Raw genomic sequence first — 18,937 nt, 5'->3', positions numbered from 1 at the left:
GCAGATTATGTTTCGTATGCGAAATGTCAAACGAGCGTTTCTAGTCGGGACTAGAAAAAGCCGCGTACCAGGCCACGCCCTCGCCATCGACCTCGCGTCGGATCTTGCCGCGACCGAGCAGGCAGTTGAGATGCGCCAGCGCCTCGCCCGTCGCCATGCCCAGCAGGTCCGGCCCGATCTGCCTCGCGAACAAGGCGCCGAAGGTGTCGACCACCCGCTTGGGCTCGGCCAGCTTCTTCTCCAGCCGCGCCAAGCCGCGCTCGTGGCCGGAGATCAGGCCGTCGATCCGAGTGTGCAGGCCTTCGAACGGATCGTTGTGGGCGGGGAGGACGATGACGTCGTCCGGCACGGTCGCCTTGACCTTGGCCAGCGACCGCAGCCAGTCGCTCAGAGGATCGGCCTCCGGCTCGGTCGGGAACACCGAGACGTTGGACGAGATGCGCGGCAGCACCTGGTCTCCGGAGATCAGCACATTGAGTTCGGGGCACCACAGGCAGGCGTGGTCGGGCGAGTGTCCCTGCCCCGTCACCACCCGCCAGGTCTTGCCGCCGATGTCGAAGTCCTCACCGTCGGACAGTCGGCGATAGCTGTCGGGCAGGGCGTAGATCGCCTTGCCGAAGCCGCCGAAGCGGGCCTTGTAGTTCTCGATGGCGTCCTCGTCCCAGCCGGCGGCGTGGAAGAACTTCACCCCATCCTCTGGCGCCTCGCGGCCGGTGTCGGCGACCAGCATCCGGCATTGGAAATATTCCAGCCGCGTCATCCACAGCCGGCAGTCGAACTTGCGGGTGATCCAGCCGGCCAGGCCGATATGGTCCGGGTGCAGGTGGGTGACGATCACCCGGGTGACCGGCTTGCCGCCCATGGCGCCGGCGAAGGCGTCGCGCCAGGCCTGGCTGGTCTCGCGGGTCTGGATGCCGGTGTCGACGATCGCCCAGCCCTCGCCGTCGGCTATGGCCCAGACATTGATGAACTGCAGCGAGCCGCCCAGCGGCATGCGTAGCCACAGCACGCCCGGCGCGACCTCGACCGCGCCGCCCGAACCAGCCTCCGGCGCGGTTTCGAACGGATAGACCAGCCGCCCGGCTTTCCGGACGTCCGGCGCCTCGGGCGCCGCTTCTTCCTCAAATCCGTCGCGCATCGTGTTCTCCCCAGGCTCCGTTCAAGCGGCGCTTATCGTTGATCCAACCCATTTTTTGCCCTGAAACCCGGTCATCGTCATGCCTAGGTCGGACGGTATCTTGACCCCTGATACAAGCACGCGCTTATGTCCGCGCGAGGAATCCACCCAGGAGATGTTACCCATGAGGCCTTTCGCGATCGGCCTGTCGGCCGCCCTCGCGGTCGCCATTCTCATTCCGGCCGCCGTCATTTCGGCGCCAAAGGAAGAGAAGGGCAAGCCCGCCGCCATCGACGCCAAGTCGCGCGAGATCGGCAAGAAGGACGCCCCGGCCGTCATCCAGGCCAGCGGCGCCAGCTGCACCGTCTCCGACGCCCGCTTCATGGGCGAGGACAAGAAGGCCGGTGACAAGTACTATGAAGTCGCCTGTAACGAGGGCATGGGCTTCGCGGTCATCGCTAAGAAGGAAGGCGCCCCGCAGCTCTATTCCTGCCTGGAATCGAGCCAGCCGGGTCCTGACGGCAAGGTCGGCGGTCTCGCCTGCCTGCTGCCCGGCAACGCCAACCCGGGCGCTCAACTGGCCCCCTACGTCAAGAAGGCCGGCGTGACCTGCGAGCAGGAAAACGCCCGCGCCATCGGCTCGGGCGCCAAGAACTCGTTCTTCGAAGTCGCCTGTAAGGGCGGCGCGGGCTACATCGTCCAGACGTCGAACCCGATGAGCCTGAACGGCGAAGTCGTCGCCAACAGCTGCCTGCTGTACGAAGAAGGCGGCAATGTCAGCTGCAAGCTGACCAACCGTCAGACCCAGCTGCAGCTGGTCGATGGCCTGAACGCCGCGGCCGGCAACAACTGCGTCATCAAGGACCGCAGCTACGTCCTGAGCACCAAGACCGACAGCTATTACGAAGTCGCCTGCCAGGACGGCAAGGGCTACATGTACCAGCAGACGATGGCCACTGGCGCCTTCGTCAAGTCGATCCCCTGCGCCCAGGCCGGCTTCGTCGGCGGCGGCTGCAAGATGACCGACTCCGTCGCCGCTCAGACCGAGCAGGCCGGCTTCTACAGCAAGCTGTCGGCCAAGGCCGGCTTCCCCTGCGACGTCGAGAAGTACGGCATGCTGCCGAGCGCCGACCCGAAGAAGGAAGTCGTCGAGCTGAAGTGCAAGGGCAACGACGTTGGCGGCATCGCCGTGTTCACCGCCACCGGCGGCACGGTGTTCGACTGCCTGACGGCCGAGCTCAACGGCTATCGCTGCAGCTTCACCAAGAAGGATACGCAGTACGCTCGCCTGAGCCAGGACCTGGTCGGCTTCAACAAGGCCTCGTGCAAGGTTTCGGATGTCCGCATCATGGGCTCGACCGATAACGAAGGCTTCGTCGAAGTCGCCTGCTCGGACGGTCTGCCGGGCTGGGTGCTGGGCTATCCGACGGGCGTCGCCAAGCCGGCGGCCAAGGAGTTCCTCTCCTGCGCCCAGGCCAAGGGCATCGGCGGCGGCTGCAAGCTGCCGACCAACAAGACCAAGAGCTGATCCCAGCCTTTGATCTCTGAATGATTAGGCCCGCCGGAGCGATCCGGCGGGCCTTTTCGTTGCTAAATCGCCGCCTCGATCAGGCGGGGGCCGGGCGCGGCCATCGCCCGGGCGAAGGCGTCGTCGAAGGCCTCGGCGGTCTCGGCGCGCTCGGCCGCCATGCCCATGCCTTGCGCCAGCTTCACCCAGTCGATGCGCGGATCGCCCAGGTCCAGCAGCTTTGAGGCCGCCGGCCCCGGATTGCCGGCCCCGGTGCGGGAGAGCTCGATGCCGAGGATCCGGTAGGCGTGGTTGGCGAAGACCACGACGGTGACGTCCAGCTGCTCGCGGACGATCGTCCACAAGCCCTGCACCGTGTACATGCCCGCCCCGTCGCCGGTCAGGGCCAGCACCTTGCGGTCCGGGCAGGCCACGGCCGCGCCGATCGCCAGCGGGATGCCCTGGCCGATCGCGCCGCCGGTCAGGGACAGCCAGTCGTGAGCCCGGGCGGCCTTGGTCTGGGTGAAGATCGGCAGGCCGGCGGTCACCGCGTCGTCGGAGATCACCGTATCGGCCGGCATGTGCCGCGCGATCGAGGCGCCGATCGCCCAGGCGTCCAGGCGGCCGGTCGGGGCCTCGGGCGCTGCATAGGTCTCGACCGCGCCAGCGGCCGGCGCGCCAATCGCGTCGGCCAGGGCGTTCAGCGCCGCCGCCGCATCGATCTCGCGACCACACAGGGTCTCGACCGAGCAGCCCTCGGGGACCAGCACGCTGGGCCTGTCGGGATAAGCGAAGAAGGCGACCGGGCGCTGGGTAGCGACCAGGACCATCAGGTCGACGCCGTCGAGGTCCTTGAGGGCCTGCTCGCCGAAATAGGGCAGCTTGTCGGGTCGAAAGCGCCCCTCGCCCCGCGCCTGGCGGGCGGTGAAGGTGTCGGTCAGCACGCGGACGCCATGGGCCGCCAGCCGCCCCGCGGCGGCCAGGGCGGCTTCTCCGCAGGCGCCGGAGCCGAGCAGCAGCACCGGCTTCCTGGCGAAGGAAAGCGCCTTGGCGACAGTGTCGATCGCGGTCGGGTCGGGCTCGGCGAAGGCGGGCGGCGTCACCACGGGTCCCTTCACCGTCGCTTCGTTCCAGGCCGCGTCGGCGGGCAGGATCAGGCAGGCGTTGCCGCCCGGCGTTCCGTAGCTAGCGACGATGGCCTCGGCGGCCAGCGGGCCGACGCTGTCGGCGGTCTCGGCCGACTGGACCCAGACCGAATTCGGCGCGGCCAAGGCGGCGATGTCGCTGTTCAGCGGCGCGTCGAAGCCCCGATGATAGGTGGCGTGGTCGCCAATGACATTGACCACCGGGGTGTACGCCCTGCGGGCGTTGTGCAGATTGGCCGCGCCGTTGGCGTAGCCCGGCCCCAGGTGCAGCAGGGTGCAGGCGGGCTTGCCGGCCATGCGGCCATAGCCGTCGGCGGCCCCGGTGGCCACGCCCTCGAACAGGCACAGCACCGAGCGCATGCGCGGCTCGCGGTCCAGGGCCGAGACGAACTGCATTTCACTGGTGCCTGGATTGGCGAAGCAGGCGACGACCCCGTTGTCGGCCAGGGTGGTGATCAGGGCGTCCGCGCCGTTCATGCGTTCCTCCGCTTTTATGCCTCCTGTCTCCGACATTTCGGCTAGGCCGCCAACCCGGTTGCGCATCGGGCGATCCCCATTGCAGTCTGATCGGCAAAATCGGGGGGGAAACGGGCCATGCCTGGGATGAGCGCGGCCGCGCGGTGGACGCTAATCGCGTCCGTGATCGCCGGCGTCAGCTATGTCGCGACCTGGGGCCTGGCCCTTCCGCCGGGCGTCGAGACCGCCTGGAAGGGCGCCGGCGTGGCGCTGCTGGCGGTCCATGCGGCGCTGCGGGCCAGGAGCCTGGACGGCTGGCTGCTGACGGCGATCATGGCGTTCGGCGCGGGCGGCGACGTGCTGCTGGAGACCCATGGCCTTACCGTCGGGGCGGTGTCGTTCCTGCTGGGCCATGTGGTAGCCAGCGTCCTCTATCCGCGACATCGCAAGCCGGGCTCCTTCATCCCTCTGGCCCTCATCCCGGTCGTGGTCGGGATCGCCTATCTGTTGCCGCATGATCGATCCGGAGCCTCGGGCATCGCGCTGTACAGCCTGTTCCTGGCGGTGATGGCCGCCACGGCGCTGATGAGCCGCTTCCCGCTGAAGACCGTGGGCCTGGGCGCGCTGATGTTCGTGGTCTCGGATCTCCTGATCTTCGGCCGGCTGGGGCCGCTGCCGGACAACCTGGCCACCGGCCTGGCGGTCTGGGGTCTCTACTATTTCGGCCAACTGTTGATCTGTGTGGGCGTGGCTAAAGAACTAGAACCTCGTCATCCGGCGGCGTAGCGAACAGCCGCTCCAGCTCCTTCGGCCGCCGATCGCGCGCCATCGCCTGGTTGATGTAGCCCTTGTCGGTCAGCTCGCCGCTGGCCGCGTCGGGGGCGCCGTCCAGGATCAGCGCGCGCAGCACCTTGCCGCCGCCGCCCTTGGCCGCCGCGTTCATCCGCGTAAGGCCGTCGGTGATCGCCGTCCGCACCGCTGCCGCGTCACCCAGCCGCTCGCAGGCCTTGGCGTCGAGGAATAGCATCAGCCCGACCCCGTGCTGGCCTTCGCCGCAAACCACCGCGTCGGAGACCACGCCGCCGATCGCCGACACCGCCGCCACCCGCAGGGCGCCCGCCGCCACGAAGGTGCCGCTGGCCAGCTTGAAGTTTTCCACCAGCCGCCCGTCGAACACGAGCCCCGCCGCTGGGCCCTCCGGATCGGCCAGCCGCGCGGCGTCGCCCAGGCGGTAGAAGCCGTCCTCGTCGAAGGCCTGGGCGGTCGCCTCGGGCTGATCCAGATAGCCCGGCGAGACCTGCGGCCCCTTCACCCGGATCTCGAACTTGCCGCTGTCACCGGCCGGGACCAGCTTCACCGAAGTGCCCGGGGTCGGCAGGCCGACCATCCCTGAGCGGGCGTTCAGCCAGTGGATGTTGCAGGCCGTCGGCCCCGTCTCGGTCGCGCCATAGCCGGCCGCGAAGGTGATCCGCTCGCCCACCGTCCGCACCGCCACGGCCTGAACGCGGTCGAGGATCGACTGCGCCATGGAGGCCCCGCCGTACTGCAGCACCCGCACCTTTTCGAAGAACTTCGCCGCCAGCGCCTCGTCGCGCTCCAGCTCGCCGACGAACAGCCCCCAGCCGGCGGGGACCATGTTGTGATAGGTCGTCGACACCTCGCTGAGGTTCCGGACCGTCTCGGCGAAACGGCCGGGCACGGGCTGGCCGGCGTCGATGTGCAGGGTCCCGCCGCGATGCAGCACCATGTGCAGGATGGCGTTGGCGCCCAGGCTGTGGCTCCAGGGCGCGGAATTGACCAGCACCGGCGGCTCGGGATCGGCGTAGCACGCTTCGATCTGGGCGGCGTTCAGCGCGATATTGGCATGGGTGCAGACCACCGCCTTGGGCCGCCCCGTCGAGCCCGAGGTCAGCAGCAGCTTGGCGATGTCGTCGGGTTGGGCGATCGGCTCGGCCGGGGCGCTGTTCAGAAGCTCGGCGAAGGCGACGTCGCCGGGCCGCGCGTTGCGGCTGACCACGGCCGGCACGCCGGCCAGGAACGGCGCGGCCAGGGCGTCGCCGAACGCCTCGGCGTCGTCGGCATAGACGGCGGCGGGCTTCAGCCGCTCGACGGCGTGTTGCAGCCGGGTCAGGTCCGCGCCCTTCAGCCCGTACTGCGGCGAGACCGGCGCGGCGGGCGCGCCCAGGCTCATGGCGGCATAGGCGATCAGGGCGTGGTCGATCCCGTTGCGGGCCAGGATCAGCAGCGGCTGGCCGCGCGAGAGGCCGAGGCCCGCGAGCCCGCCAGCCAGGGCGGCCACGCGGTCCTTGGCCTCAGCGTAGGTCACCGTCCGCCAGCCCTCGCCGTCCCGCTCGGCCAGCCAGACGCGGTCCGGCGCTTCGGCCGCCCAGCGCGCCAGGGGCTGGGTCGTGGTCCGCACCGCGTCCGAATACGGCATCGGATTGCGCAGGATCAGGGTGTCGGCCTCGCGCCCGGAGACACGCTCGACCTCCAGCGCGCGGGGCGCATAGCGGGCGTCGCGGAAAGGGGCGGCATTGAGGGGCGATCCGTCCATGCCCTCGTTATGCGCCACCCTCGACATTTTTTCCAAGACCTGTCGAATTCGCTCCGGCTGGCGCGTCTCTGGAAACAGAGCGGCGGGATGGCCGCGCGCTCGTGGGAGATGAACGATGCAATACGCCCTCCTGATCTACGAGAACGAGGACCTCTACCGCGCCGGCGACGGGCGGGCGCTGGAGGATGTCATCGCCGCCCACCAGGCCTTGGCCGGCGAGCTGGCGGAGAAAGGAATCCTGAAAGGCGGGTCGGGCCTGAAGACCACCGACACCGCCACCACGGTCCGCAAGTCCGGCGGCCAGCACACCCTGCATGACGGACCCTACGCCGAGGCCCGCGAACAGCTGGGCGGCTTCTACCTGGTCGAGGCGCCGGACCTGGACGCCGCCCTGGCCATCGCCCGACGCATCCCGATGGCCGGCGACGGCGCCATCGAGGTCCGTCCCGTGATCGACGAGGACTGACGCCGCTGGACGCCGCCAAGACGCTGGACGCCGCCGCCCGGGAGGTCGGCGGGCGCATCGTCGCCGCCTTGGCGGCGGCCTTCCGCGACCTCGACCTGGCCGAGGAGGCCTATGCCGAGGCCTGCGCGCGGGCCGCCGCCGTCTGGCCGGCCGCGCCGCCCCTAGACCCGGCGGCCTGGCTTTACGCCACCGCGCGGCGGCGGGCGCTCGATATGATCCGTAGACAGAATATCAGGCGAAACACGGTCCTCGACCCGCCCGAAACGGAAGCGACGGCCGAGGACGTCCTGGCCTCGGACGCGCGGCTGATCCCCGACGAGCGCCTGAGGCTGATCTTCGTCTGCTGCCACCCGGCCGTCGCGCCCGAGGCCCGCGCCGCCCTGACCCTGCGGCTGGTCTGCGGCCTGTCGGCGCCGGAGATCGCCCGCGCCTTCCTGGTCGCCGAGCCGGCCATGTTCCAACGCCTGACCCGCGCCAAGAAGAAGATCGCCCAGGCGGGGGTGTCGTTCGAGGTCCCCGGCCCCGAGGCCTGGCCCGAACGCCTGGCGGCCGTGCTCTCGACCCTGGACGTCGCCTATGCCCGCGCCCACGAGGACGCCGCCGGGACGGGGCGCCACGCCGGCTACGCCCGCGAGATGCTGGACCTGACCGCGGTGCTGGTCGAGCTGCTGCCCGACGAGCCCGAGTGCCTGGCCTTCGCCGCCCTCGTCCGTTTCGCCGAGGCGCGCAGGCCCGCCCGGCTCGACGCCGACGGCGCGATGGTCCCGCTGTCGGAACAGGACCCGAAACGGTGGCTGCGGCCGTTGATCGCCGAGGCCGAGGCCCTGCTGCGCCGCGCGGCGCGGCTCAACGCCCCGGGCCCGCGCCAGCTGCGGGCGGCGCTGCACGGCGTCTGGTGCGTCCGCCGCTCGCTGGCCGAGCCGCCGCCCTGGTCGGCGGCCCTGGCGCTATACGACCTGCTGCTGGACTGGCGGGAAGATCCGTTCGTCCGGCTCAACCGGGCCGTGGCCCTGGCCGAGGTCGCCGGGCCGGCGGCGGGACTGGCCGAGGTCGACAGGCTGGACGCCGCCCGGCTGGACGATTTCCAGCCGTTCCACGCGGTTCGGGCCGACCTGCTGGCCCGGCTCGGGCGGCGCGAGGAGGCGCTGCGAGCCTATGACCGGGCGTTGGAGATGGCGCCGGGACCGGCGGAACGGCTGTGGCTGGCGCGTCGGCGTAGCGAGATCGAGCGGGATTGAGCACCCCCTCCGTCTCGCCGCGCCGATAGGCGACGTGACGGAGAGGACGCCACAAGATCAGCCCGCCAGCGTCTCCAGGAAGCGCACCGGCTCGCCCTTGCCCGCCGCGACGATCTCGTCGTCGCGCATGACCACGACGCCCCGGACAATGGTCGCCATCGGCCAGGCCTTGGCTTCGAAGCCGTCGAAGGGGGTCCAGCCGGCCCGGTTGGCCATCTGCGCGTGGGTGATGGTCTTGCGGGCCTTCATGTCGACGATGGTGAAGTCGGCGTCGAAGCCCTCGGCGATGCGGCCTTTGTCGGCCAGGCCGAACACGCGGTTGACGCCATGGCTGGTCAGGTCGACGAAGCGCTCGAGGCTGAGCTTGCCGTCGACCACGTGGGTCAGCATGACCGGCACCAGGGTCTGGACGCCCGGCATGCCCGAGGGCGAGGCCGGATAGGGCCGGGCCTTTTCCTCGCGGGTGTGGGGGGCGTGATCCGAACCCAGCACGTCGGCGATGCCGGCCTCGATGCCGCGCCAGACGCCGGCCACGTGGTCGGCCGAGCGGATCGGCGGGTTCATCTGGGCAAAGCCCTTCAGCCGCTCATAGGCCTCGGGCGCCACCAAGGTCAGGTGCTGCGGCGTGACCTCGACCGAGGCGACGTCCTTGTTCTGGGCCAGGAAGTCGATCTCTTCCTTGGTGGTCACGTGCAGCACGTGGATGCGCTTGCCAAGATTCTTGGCGATGCGGACCAGGCGGTGGGTCGACTGCAGGGCGGCCTGGGCGTCACGCACCTCCGGGTGGCTGGTCCAGTCGCCGGGACGCGCCAGGTGACGGCGGTCGGCCAGGCGGTATTCGTCCTCGGAGTGGAAGGCGGCGCGGCGGTTGACGTGGCGCAGCACGTTCTCGACGCCCTCGTCGTCTTGCACGAGGAGCGAGCCGGTCGAGGCGCCCATGAACACCTTGATGCCGCAGCAGCCCGGCAGGCGCTCCAGCTCACCCAGGAACTCAGCGTTCTCGTGGGTGCCGCCGACATAGAAGGCATGGTCGGTGTGCATGCGGTTCTTGGCGCGGCTGAGCTTGTCGGCCAGGGCGTCCGGGTCGGTGGTGGTCGGCTCGGTGTTGGGCATCTCGAACACGGCGACCACGCCGCCCAGGGCCGCGCCGCGCGAGCCGCTCTCGAGGTCTTCCTTCCATTCCAGGCCCGGCTCGCGGAAGTGGACCTGGCTGTCGATGACGCCCGGCAGGACGGTCAGACCCGCAGCTTCGAACACCTCGCCGGCCGAGGCGTGGTACAGGTCGCCGATGGCGACGATCTTGCCGCCTCGGACGCCGATATCGGTGATCCCGCGCCCCGCGTGATTGACCACTTCGCCGCCGCGCACGATCAGGTCGAAGGTCTGGGTCATGGGACGGCTCCTGGCGATGGGTCGAGGCGGTCGTAGGACCGGCTCGCGCGCGAGGCAACCGAAACTAGCTGGCGTCCCGTTCGGTCATGCGCTCTTCGGTTTGGCGCTCTTCGGCCAGAGCCTCTCCGACAAGCGCCTCTTCGACCCCGGCCAGCTCGGGCGAAACCTCGTCGACCACCGCGTCGACGGCTTCAGGCGCGGACGCCTCCGTCGGCGGCGCGATCTCGGCCCCGTAAACCTCCTCGGCGATCGTCTCCTCGACCACCGCTTCCCGGGGCGAGACCTCGGCGTCCGGTTCGGTGCGGATCAGCAGGGCCTTGGCCTCGCGGACCACGGTGGCCACCGGCAGGTCGCTCATGTGACGGATGGCCTGGGAGAGATCGGGGTCGACGGCCAGGAACTGGTCGAAGGTCCGAGGCCCGCGTACGGCCACGGCCTTGTCGCCCCAAGGCGCATAGCGGCGCTCGTCCGAGGGGCCGAACAGGCCGAGGGTCGGCGCTCCGGCGGCGGCGGCGATGTGCATCAGGCCCGAGTCGTTGCCGATGAACAGCCGCGCGCGCTTCAGGCAGGCATAGGCGGTCAGCAGGTCGACCTTGCCGGTCAGGTCGATGGTCCGGCCGCGCGCTGAGGCCATGCGCAGCTCATCGACCATGCGGGTGTCTTCCGGACCGCCCAGGATCAGCAGGCGGCCGCCGGCCATCGGGCCGTCCTTGTCCAGCAGCCGGGCCGCCGTCTGGGTGAAGCGCTCGATCGGCCAGACCTTGCCGACCCAGTTGGCGGCCGGTCCTACGGCCAGGATCGGTCCCTCACCCGCCAGCAGATCATCCGCCAGGGCCTGGACGTCGGGGGTGATGTAGAGGTGCGGCGCGGGCGGATCGCCTTCCAGCTTCAGGGTGCGGGCGGCGTCGACCACCTTGTGCACCACCTCGCCCGGCAGCTTCTTCCAGATCGCCCGCTTGTCGCGGCGCAGGAAGAGGGCCGTGGCCGAGCCGCGCAGGTCGACGACCAGGCTCCACTTCTTGTGACGCACCTGCCGCCAGAGCTTGAACCAGTGGCCCTTGCCCTTGCCCTTGCCCTTCTCCATGACGATCACGCGGTCCAGGCCCGGCACGTGGGCGAACAGCGGCGCGGCCAGCGGGCCGGCGACGATCGTGAAGCGCGCGTTGGGGATCTGGTCGGCCAGCATCTTGATGAGGCCGGACGAAAGCACCGCATCACCGATGCGGGTGGCCGTGATGAAGAGAATCGGGAAGGCCCGCTGTGTCATCGGACTATCCATAGATCAGTCGGCGAGTCGGCGCATCCCACGTTAACGGTTGAGCTTTCCGCTTCCCGCGACATGGCGTCGCGGCGAAACCCAGCGTGGCGCCGACGCCGTGTCGCGACTATATCGCTGGCATGAGCACGCTTGCTGTCGCCCACCTCGCCTCCCGCGCCGTCATCGCCGTGTCCGGTCCGGACTGGAGGAGCTTCCTGCAAGGCCTGCTGACCCAGGACGTCGAGACCCTCGCGCCGGGCGAACTGCGCTTCGCCGGCCTGCTGACGCCGCAGGGCAAGCTGCTCTACGACCTGTTCGTGGCCGGAACGGAGGACGGCGCCCTGCTGGACGTGGCGGCGCAGCACCGCGCGGCGATCCTCGCGCGGCTGACGATGTACCGCCTGCGGGCCAAGGTGACGCTGGAGGCCAGCGATACGCCGGTGCTGGCGGTGTTCGGCGACGGCGTTACCGGTTCCTACGTCGATCCTCGTCTGTCGGGCCTGGGCCTGCGCGCCTATGACGACCGCCCCGCCACCGCCGACGAGGACGCCTACGAGGCCCATCGCCTGGCGTTGGGCGTTCCCGGCCCCGCCGACTGGGGCAGCGAGACGACCTATCCGATCGAGGCCGACTTCGACCTGATGGCCGGCATCGACTTCAAGAAGGGCTGCTTCGTCGGCCAGGAAACCACCAGCCGCATGAAGCGGCGTGGCGTGATCAAGACCCGCATGTTACCGATCGTCTTCGACGGCCCCGCGCCCGCCTTCGGGACCGAGGTGCTGGCGGGCGAGCTTCGGGCCGGCGAGGTGCTGAGCGGGCGCGACGGCCGCGCCATGGCCCTGCTGCGCCTCGACCGCATCGAGGGCGCCGACCTCACGGCCGACGGCCGGCCCGTGCGGGTCGAACGCCCCGACTGGCTAGGCTAGGCCCTTTCGTTCTCGAAAAGTTCTGGTAGCTTGGCCTCATGACCGAGCTGACGCGCTGCACCTGGAAGGGCATGAACGGCGACCCGTTCTACGAGGCCTATCACGACCACGAATGGGGCGTGCCCGAGTGGGAAAGCCGCGCCCTGTGGGAGAAGCTCGTTTTGGACGGCTTCCAGGCCGGCCTGTCGTGGATCACCATCCTGCGCAAGCGCGAGGGCTTTCGCGCCGCCTTCGCCGATTTCGATCCCGAGAAGGTCGCCCGCTTCACCGACGCCGACCGCGCCCGACTGATGGCCGACGCCGGCATCATCCGCTCGAACGGCAAGATCGACGCGGCCATCTCGGGCGCGCGGATCTATCTGGACATGCGCGAGCGCGGCGAGGACTTCGGCCAGTTCCTGTGGGACATGGTCGGCGGCGCGCCGATCCAGAACGCGTGGCGCGCCGGCGAGGTCCCAGCGCAGACCCCGCTGGCGGTCGACATGGCCAAGGCCCTGAAGGCCAAGGGGTTCAAGTTCTGCGGCCCGGTCATCGTCTACGCCTTCATGCAGGCCACCGGCCTGGTCAACGACCACCTGGTGGGGTGCTATCGGCATGAAGAGTGCAAGGCGATGGCGGCTCGCCCTGGGGGCCGTTAAGGCTTCAGGTCAGCCGCCACGGTTTGCAGCAAGCGCGCCGCCCGCGCGCGGTCGCTTTCGCCCTCGGTGGGAGCGACCGGCAGGTCCGGCGTGACGCCAGCGACCTCGTTGGTCCCGTCGGCGCGCAAGCGAATACAGTTCGGCACCCGGAAGCGAAGGCGAGAGTGGGTCAGAACGAGCGGCGGAGAGTCGCCCATGAACCCGCAGCCGTCACCGCCGGTCCGCACGCCCACGATCTTCGCCGCGCCATTGTCGCGCATGGTCGCCGCGAACATCTCGGCCGAGGAAAAGGTCTTACGGTCGGTGAGGACGTAGGCCGGACCGGACCACGCGCCGTAAAGGTCCTGGACGACCGTCGACCAGGCCAAGGCAAGCTCCGTCCGCTTGTCGTCATAGGCATGGGCCGGGAGGCCGGGCAGCGGACCATCGGCGTATCCAGCCTCGATCACTCCGCGGCAAGCGAGGTCGCGCCAGGCGCGCCGTTCCCGCCAAACCCACGACAGGTCGCAGGGCGTCGCGCCGACACGGGCCTTGCGCGCCTTGAACAGGGCCAACGCCTTTTCGAGGTCGGCCTTGGCCTTGGGACCGGGTCCCGCGCCCAGCGCGTCGGTCAGATCGTCGATCTCCTCGTCGAGATAGGCCACGCCGGACGGCGCATCGACGACGAGCAGGGGGGCGGAGGCGATAGGACGCGTTCCGAACAGGCGGGGGATCCAGTCCCCGCTGTCGTCGCCACCGGAATTGGCGCCGACGTCGACGACGACCGCCTGGGCTCCCGCGGCCTCCAGGGCCTTCAATTGAGCGGCCAGGTCCGCGAGCCAAAGGTGACCGGCGGCTTCGCCGACGGCGCCGCGCGTGACCGGAGTCCCGGCGGCCCGCGCCTGGGTCCAGGCGCGACGGCAGGCCTGGGGAAATCCTCGCGCGCGGAAGACCTGGATTCGGATCAGGCCGATGCGCTTGCCGCCGACCTCGGCCAGGCCGACGCGGAACACACTGTCCTGCCCGTCGCCGAGCAGGCGGACGCCGGGCAGGCTTTCGAGCGGCAAGCTGAAAGCGACGCTGGCGGTCGAGGCATAGCCGATCGCCGCGCAGCCCGAAATCGGGTCGTCCGGGTTCAGCGTCGGCTTGGCGGGCTCGATCACCGCGGCCTTAGACGGCGCCAGGGTGGCCAGTTCCGAGAGGTGGCCGTCATGGAAATCAGCGATGAAGGCCCGCAAGGCCTGGCCCGCTTCGACGTCGCTGTGGGCCGCGTCCAGCGCCGCGTTGGTCCGGCGGACCATCGACGGCACGTCGACTCCGCTTTCGCGCGACCCCATCCAGGCGAGGTTCACATAGCGCGCCTGCAACTCGGCCTGCATCTGGGCGAAGTCCGCGCGCCAGGCGGCCGCGTCATAGGACGGGGACACGCCCGTAAGGGCGACCGCCGCCAAGGCCCCACTCAGCAATGCAATCATCGTCTCTTTCCGCCGGTTCAGCTCGGAAGCCTAGAGGCCGGGTGGAAGCCCCGTCTTGGACAGCGGCGACAATTGGTATTCTACGCGCACCGATAGGTTTTAGGAGCGCAGCCATAAGCCGCCTTGAAGGCGCGGGAGAAGTGCGACTGGTCGCAGAAGCCGCACGCCAGGGCCACCTCGCTGAGGGGCGCGTCGGTCTCGGCGACCAGGCGCAGGGCGTGTCTCAGGCGAAGCGCGCGTTGGTACTCGCCCGGCCCGACGCCCAGCTCGCGGCGAAAGGCGCGGGCCAGGCGCGCCGGATGGACATCGCAGAGCGCGGCCAGGCGAGCGACCGATATCGGCTGATCCAGGTGGGCCGCGATGATTTCGCGGGCCATGGCGACGCTGATCGACCCGTCGGTTTCGGTGCGCGCGGCGTGGCGGCCGAACAGGGCGACCATCTCCCAGGACAAGCCCTCCAGCGCCGTCCGGGAATAGCCGTCGGCCAGGCGGATCTCCTGCGCCATGCGGCGGCCCAGGCGGGCCAGTTCCGGCGCATCGGCGACCGGCGCATCGGACAGCGGCAGGCGGTCCGCCAGATAGTCCAGCATGGCCGCTGGCGGCGACAGACTGAGCTTCACCGCTCCGCTGGGCGCGAAAAGCTGGGAATGGGGTTCGCCTGGCGGATAGAACAGCAGGGCGCCGGGGCCGTGCCAGGCGGCGCGCCCCCTGATCGTTTCCTCGTAGCGACCGTTCAGCACCAGGGTCAGGCTGGGTCGATCATGACTATGGGTGGCCATGGCGCCCGCCGCGTAGCGCGAGACCTTCACGCGAGCGGCGGCGTTTGTCGGGCTCATGGCTCGCCTCATCCCATAACTGATCGGAAACTCTGACAGTGATGCCGTCCAGCCCAGGAAGCTACGCCTTTACGGGCAAGAGCTCAATCGACGCGAGAGCCCGAAGCCGCTCGCCGGCGCGAGGCCACCTTCAAGGTTTGGGCGACAAATCCGCCCGCTGGCTCACCCTTACCCAGTCCACCTCCATGGTCGCCGGCAGGACGGCCTCGTCGACGCCCTTGGCGTTGGCGCCCTCGGGCCAGCGGCCGCCGAAAGCGAGGTTGAGGATCAGGTGGAAGGGCTGATCGAACGGAGCCGCGGCCGCGGCGGCGTCGTCGCGCTTCCACTGCGCGGCCTTGGCCTCGGCGTAGCGCTGGCCGTCGACGAACCAGACGATGGCTTCGGGCGACCACTCGACGGCGTAGACGTGGAAGCCGGTCGCGGAGGCCGGCATCGGCGCGCCCGTGCTGACCTGCCGGTGGGCGCCGGCCGCGTCGCCGGCGAAGTGGATCGTGCCGAAGATCCGGTTCTCGCGGCCGCCCTCGCAAGATCCGCACGCCGCGCCCAGATTGATCGTCTCCAGGATGTCGATCTCGCCCGAACGGGGCCAGCCGCCATAGGCCTCGCGCTCCGGCATCATCCAGATCGCCGGCCAGACACCCTGTCCGCCGGGGACGCGCGCCCGCGCCTCGATCCGCCCGTAACGCCACGAGGCCTTGCCCTTGGTGAGGATCTTGCCCGAGGCGTAGTCGCCGGTCTTCATCGGCCCCGTCGGCCCGGCCCACGGATTGGCCAGGCCCTGGGTCTTGCGCTTGATCGCCGTCAGCCTGAGCACGCCGCCGCCGACGGACACCGTCTGCGGGCTGACCACGTAGCACTGCCGCTCGTCATTGCCGCCCCCGCCGCAGTCGGCGGCGTAGGTCCATTTGGAGTCGTCCAGCCGGTCGCCGTCGAACTCGTCCGACCAGACCAGCTTCCAGCCCCCCTCATCGGCATGGACGAGGCTTGGCGCGGCGGCGGACAGCAGGACGAAGGCGACAGCGAGGGTCTTGAAAGTCATGGCCCATCTAGACGCGCTGGATCCGGCTTTTCCAAGCGTGACCAGCCCATTTCCAGCCAGGTCGGCGCCAGGCGGCGCGCGCCCGAGGCGCCGAGGTGGTCGTCGTCGAAATAGATCGGCTCCCCGTCCATCATCGCCAGGCAACGATCGTCGCGGCACAGGGTCTCGGACGGAAACACCACCGCCACGTTCGGGCGATCCTGGACGGCGGCGCGCAGGGCGTCCTCGGCCGGCAGGGCCCGCGACAGGGGCAGGTCGGCGGCGACGCTGGCGCAGACGCCGGGCGGGCCGCCGAGCTGCTTCTGCTGGGCCAGGCACTCGGGCGCGCCCAGGGTCAGTTCCGGGAACGGCCCGACCACCAGCACCCGGACATTGGGCCGCTTGCGGGCGATGGCGTCCAGCGTGGCCTTCAGGGCCGTCGACACGCGCTGCCGCTTCCCTGGCTGGCCGATGACCTCCATCGTCACGCGCGGCGAGTTGACGTCGTAGAACGGCGGCGCGTCGCGATAGAGCGGCCAGCGGCCCATCAGCACCACCAGCTTCAGCTTCGGGTCGGACGCGATCAGGGCCATGGCCTGGTCGGCGGCGGCCGCGCATTCCAGCTTGAAGCGGTACATCGTGCGGACATTGACACCGACCAGCGGCGGGCAGCCGCCGCGCGCCATCTCGCGGACGCTCCAGCCGCGCGCCACGGCCCAGTCGACCACGCCGGGGGTCAGGGCGTCGGCGTGGGAATCGCCCCAGACCAGGACGTCGTCGCCCTGAAGACCCGGGGCGGCGCCGAAGCGGCAGTCCTCGGGCTTGGCCGTCCTGGCCTTCTCGAAACAGGCCTCGCGGGCCGGATTGACATCGGTCTCCTCCAGGTCGGCCAAGGCCTTGGCGGCCGGCGACAGGCGCTGGGGCAGGCCGTGGCCGAGGAACAGCACCGCGCCGGCGGCGATCGGGACCAGCAGCGGCAGAAGCCGGACGCCGAGACGCCGCCAGGGCCGCTCGACCGGACCGCACCGGAACGGCTGCTCAATGAGCCGCCAGGTCGCGACGGCCAGGGCCAGCGACAGGACGACAAGGCCTAAGCGCTGGAGGGTCGTCAACGGCTGCTGAGCGACGTCGGCGGCCAGGACCAGCAGCGGCCAGTGCCAGAGATAAAGGGAGTAAGACACCCGTCCCAGGCCGACAACCGGCGCCAGGCGCAGGACGGCCAGACCCGGGCGAGCGCCCAGGCCGCACCAGATCAGCAGCGCCGTCCCCAGACAGACCGGAACCGCCGATAGCCCCGGAAAGGCGCTGGCCTCGTTCAGCAGCGCCAGGCTGCCGGCGATCATCAGCCCGCCGATCGCCCCGGCCAGATTGGCCGTGGCACGGTCCGCCGGCGGCTTGACCAGGCCCAGGGCCAGGACCCCGCCGGCCAGGAACTCCCAGACCCGCGTCGGCAGGCCGAAGAAGGCCCAGGTCGTCGCGCCCCGCCCGACCAGGATCTGGGCCAGCATCAGCGAGACCAGCAGCAGGGCCAAAGCCAGGGAGGCCCGCATCCCGCGCGGAGGCTTCCACGACAGCAACGCGATCAGCGCCGGCCAGACGAGATAGAACTGCTCCTCCACGCCCAGCGACCACAGGTGCAGCAACGGGTTCTGCTGGGCGCCCGGCGCGAAATAGCCGGCGGTCTGGGTGAACAGCATATTGGCCGCGAACAGGCCCGAGGCCGCCGTCGCCGCGCCGGTCATGGCCAGCAGGCGCGGCATCTCGATCACCACCGCCAGGGCGGCCGTGACCAGAACGACCAGCAGGTAGGCCGGAATAATCCGCCGCGCCCGGCGCAGGTAGAAGCCGCCCCACGAGAACGTCCCCGCGTCCCGCGCTTGCGCGATCAGCCGGGTGATCAGGAAGCCAGAGATGACGAAAAAGACGTCGACCCCGACGAAGCCGCCGGGCAGCAGGCCCGGAAAGGCGTGGTGGATGACAATGGCCGCCACGGCCACGGCCCGCAGGCCGTCGATGTCGCGCCGATAGCTTTGGCCGGTATCCATGCTCGCCCCCGGAATTACGACTGTAATCAAGTGAGCGGCGCCATGCCGAACCGTCAAGGATAATTATTACGTTCGTAAAATTCTTTCCCGTCTCCGCGAACCGGCCTAAACACCGGCTCATGCGCACCGGACCCGACATGATGCTGGAGCTGGCCTGCGGACCGGGGCCGGTCTGCGGGGTGGACGAGGCTGGACGCGGTCCCTGGGCCGGACCGGTCAGCGCCGGCGCCGTGATCCTGGATCCCGACCGGGTGCCGAAGGGCCTCAACGACTCCAAGAAACTGACCGCCAAGGCCCGCGCCGCCTTGGAGGAAGAGATCAAGGCCGTCGCCATCGCTTGGGGCGTCGGCCTGGCCTCGATCGACGAGATCGCCGAGCTCAACATCCTGCACGCCGCGGGCCTGGCCATGTGCCGGGCCATCGAGGGCCTGTCGGTGACGCCCGCCATCGCGCTGGTGGACGGCAATTACGCCTTCAAGCTGCCCTGCCCGATCAAGACCGTGGTCAAGGGCGACAGCCTGTCCTGCTCGATCGCCGCCGCCTCGATCCTGGCCAAGGAAGCCCGCGACCGGATCATGGTCGAGATGGACACGGTCTATCCCGGTTACGGCTTCGCCGGCCACAAGGGCTACCACGCGCCGATCCACGTCGAGGGCCTGCGCAAGCTTGGCCCTTCGCCGATCCACCGCATGGGCTGGGCCCCGGTAAAGGCCGCGCTGGCCGGAGAGCTGGCGCTGGGCGACGACCTAGACCTCTGATCCAAAAGAGGTTTTGAGTCTGACCAGACTCAAATAGTCGTCCTGGGGCCGCATTAACGCCCCGCTAACCATGTCTGATCACCCCGCATTTACCAGCAAGACTCATGATTCCGCTCTCTTTTGTAGGGA

General features: G+C 69.9%; 16 protein-coding genes. 7 read left to right on the top strand and 9 right to left on the bottom strand.

Annotated elements, in window-relative coordinates:
- Window positions 1-40: 40 nt before the first annotated feature.
- Window positions 41-1,138 carry an MBL fold metallo-hydrolase gene (locus ACW175_RS01115; protein WP_492102842.1) on the bottom strand — a complete coding sequence of 366 codons (1,098 nt, stop codon included), beginning with the start codon at window positions 1,136-1,138 and terminating at the stop codon, window positions 41-43.
- A 154-nt stretch (window positions 1,139-1,292) separates the two neighbouring features.
- On the opposite strand from ACW175_RS01115, the gene ACW175_RS01110 reads away from it, so the two are divergent.
- Window positions 1,293-2,645: a hypothetical protein gene (locus tag ACW175_RS01110; RefSeq protein WP_492102841.1), complete on the top strand. Its 1,353-nt coding sequence runs from the start codon at window positions 1,293-1,295 to the stop codon at window positions 2,643-2,645.
- A 62-nt stretch (window positions 2,646-2,707) separates the two neighbouring features.
- Here ACW175_RS01110 and ACW175_RS01105 read toward each other — a convergent pair whose 3' ends face one another.
- Window positions 2,708-4,246 carry an acetolactate synthase large subunit gene (locus tag ACW175_RS01105; protein WP_492102840.1) on the bottom strand — a complete coding sequence of 513 codons (1,539 nt, stop codon included), beginning with the start codon at window positions 4,244-4,246 and terminating at the stop codon, window positions 2,708-2,710.
- Between the two features lie 117 nt (window positions 4,247-4,363).
- Here ACW175_RS01105 and ACW175_RS01100 point away from each other — a divergent pair, with 117 nt between their 5' ends.
- Window positions 4,364-5,011 (top strand): lysoplasmalogenase, encoded by a 648-nt coding sequence (locus ACW175_RS01100; RefSeq protein ID WP_492102839.1) that lies wholly within the window; start codon window positions 4,364-4,366, stop codon window positions 5,009-5,011.
- Here ACW175_RS01100 and ACW175_RS01095 read toward each other — a convergent pair.
- Entirely contained in the window at window positions 4,977-6,779 is a 1,803-nt protein-coding gene (locus tag ACW175_RS01095; protein WP_492102838.1) for a feruloyl-CoA synthase, read from the bottom strand. The two genes, ACW175_RS01100 and ACW175_RS01095, sit on opposite strands and share 35 nt — an antisense overlap.
- Before the next feature lie 115 nt (window positions 6,780-6,894).
- Here ACW175_RS01095 and ACW175_RS01090 point away from each other — a divergent pair, with 115 nt between their 5' ends.
- Both ACW175_RS01090 and ACW175_RS01085 read left to right on the top strand, forming a co-directional pair.
- On the top strand, window positions 6,895-7,245 hold the full coding sequence (locus ACW175_RS01090) for a YciI family protein (protein ID WP_492102837.1): 351 nt from the start codon (window positions 6,895-6,897) through the stop codon (window positions 7,243-7,245).
- Between the two features lie 23 nt (window positions 7,246-7,268).
- A complete protein-coding gene (locus ACW175_RS01085; protein WP_492104872.1) occupies window positions 7,269-8,483 on the top strand; it encodes an RNA polymerase sigma factor in 1,215 nt (404 codons plus the stop codon).
- A 57-nt stretch (window positions 8,484-8,540) separates the two neighbouring features.
- Here ACW175_RS01085 and ACW175_RS01080 read toward each other — a convergent pair whose 3' ends face one another.
- Together ACW175_RS01080 and ACW175_RS01075 are read right to left on the bottom strand one after the other, a co-directional pair.
- Window positions 8,541-9,875 carry a dihydroorotase gene (locus tag ACW175_RS01080; RefSeq protein WP_492102836.1) on the bottom strand — a complete coding sequence of 445 codons (1,335 nt, stop codon included), beginning with the start codon at window positions 9,873-9,875 and terminating at the stop codon, window positions 8,541-8,543.
- Between the two features lie 64 nt (window positions 9,876-9,939).
- A complete protein-coding gene (locus ACW175_RS01075; protein WP_492102835.1) occupies window positions 9,940-11,142 on the bottom strand; it encodes a glycosyltransferase family 9 protein in 1,203 nt (400 codons plus the stop codon).
- Between the two features lie 131 nt (window positions 11,143-11,273).
- Here ACW175_RS01075 and ygfZ point away from each other — a divergent pair, with 131 nt between their 5' ends.
- Complete coding sequence (ygfZ, locus tag ACW175_RS01070; RefSeq protein WP_492102834.1) at window positions 11,274-12,059, top strand: CAF17-like 4Fe-4S cluster assembly/insertion protein YgfZ; 786 nt, start codon at window positions 11,274-11,276, stop codon at window positions 12,057-12,059.
- A 38-nt stretch (window positions 12,060-12,097) separates the two neighbouring features.
- Window positions 12,098-12,697, top strand: coding sequence for a DNA-3-methyladenine glycosylase I (locus ACW175_RS01065; RefSeq protein WP_492102833.1), 600 nt, complete (start codon window positions 12,098-12,100; stop codon window positions 12,695-12,697).
- Here the strand turns inward: ACW175_RS01065 and ACW175_RS01060 are convergent.
- The 4 genes from ACW175_RS01060 to ACW175_RS01045 form a co-directional block, all read right to left on the bottom strand.
- On the bottom strand, window positions 12,694-14,151 hold the full coding sequence (locus ACW175_RS01060) for a S41 family peptidase (RefSeq protein WP_492102832.1): 1,458 nt from the start codon (window positions 14,149-14,151) through the stop codon (window positions 12,694-12,696). The two genes, ACW175_RS01065 and ACW175_RS01060, sit on opposite strands and share 4 nt — an antisense overlap.
- An 80-nt stretch (window positions 14,152-14,231) precedes the next feature.
- Window positions 14,232-14,987, bottom strand: coding sequence for a helix-turn-helix transcriptional regulator (locus tag ACW175_RS01055; protein WP_492102831.1), 756 nt, complete (start codon window positions 14,985-14,987; stop codon window positions 14,232-14,234).
- Window positions 14,988-15,117: 130 nt separating this feature from the next.
- Window positions 15,118-16,026, bottom strand: coding sequence for a glycoside hydrolase family 16 protein (locus ACW175_RS01050; protein WP_492102830.1), 909 nt, complete (start codon window positions 16,024-16,026; stop codon window positions 15,118-15,120).
- Window positions 16,023-18,050: an acyltransferase family protein gene (locus tag ACW175_RS01045; protein ID WP_492102829.1), complete on the bottom strand. Its 2,028-nt coding sequence runs from the start codon at window positions 18,048-18,050 to the stop codon at window positions 16,023-16,025. The genes ACW175_RS01050 and ACW175_RS01045 overlap by 4 nt, the downstream gene beginning before the upstream one ends.
- Before the next feature lie 119 nt (window positions 18,051-18,169).
- Here ACW175_RS01045 and rnhB point away from each other — a divergent pair, with 119 nt between their 5' ends.
- Window positions 18,170-18,808, top strand: a complete 639-nt coding sequence (rnhB, locus tag ACW175_RS01040; RefSeq protein WP_492102828.1) for a ribonuclease HII — start codon at window positions 18,170-18,172, stop codon at window positions 18,806-18,808.
- Window positions 18,809-18,937: the final 129 nt, after the last annotated feature.

This window comes from Caulobacter sp. FV1ye6ST, from assembly GCF_058681225.1.
This window is presented reverse-complemented; position numbering and strand designations above follow the sequence as displayed.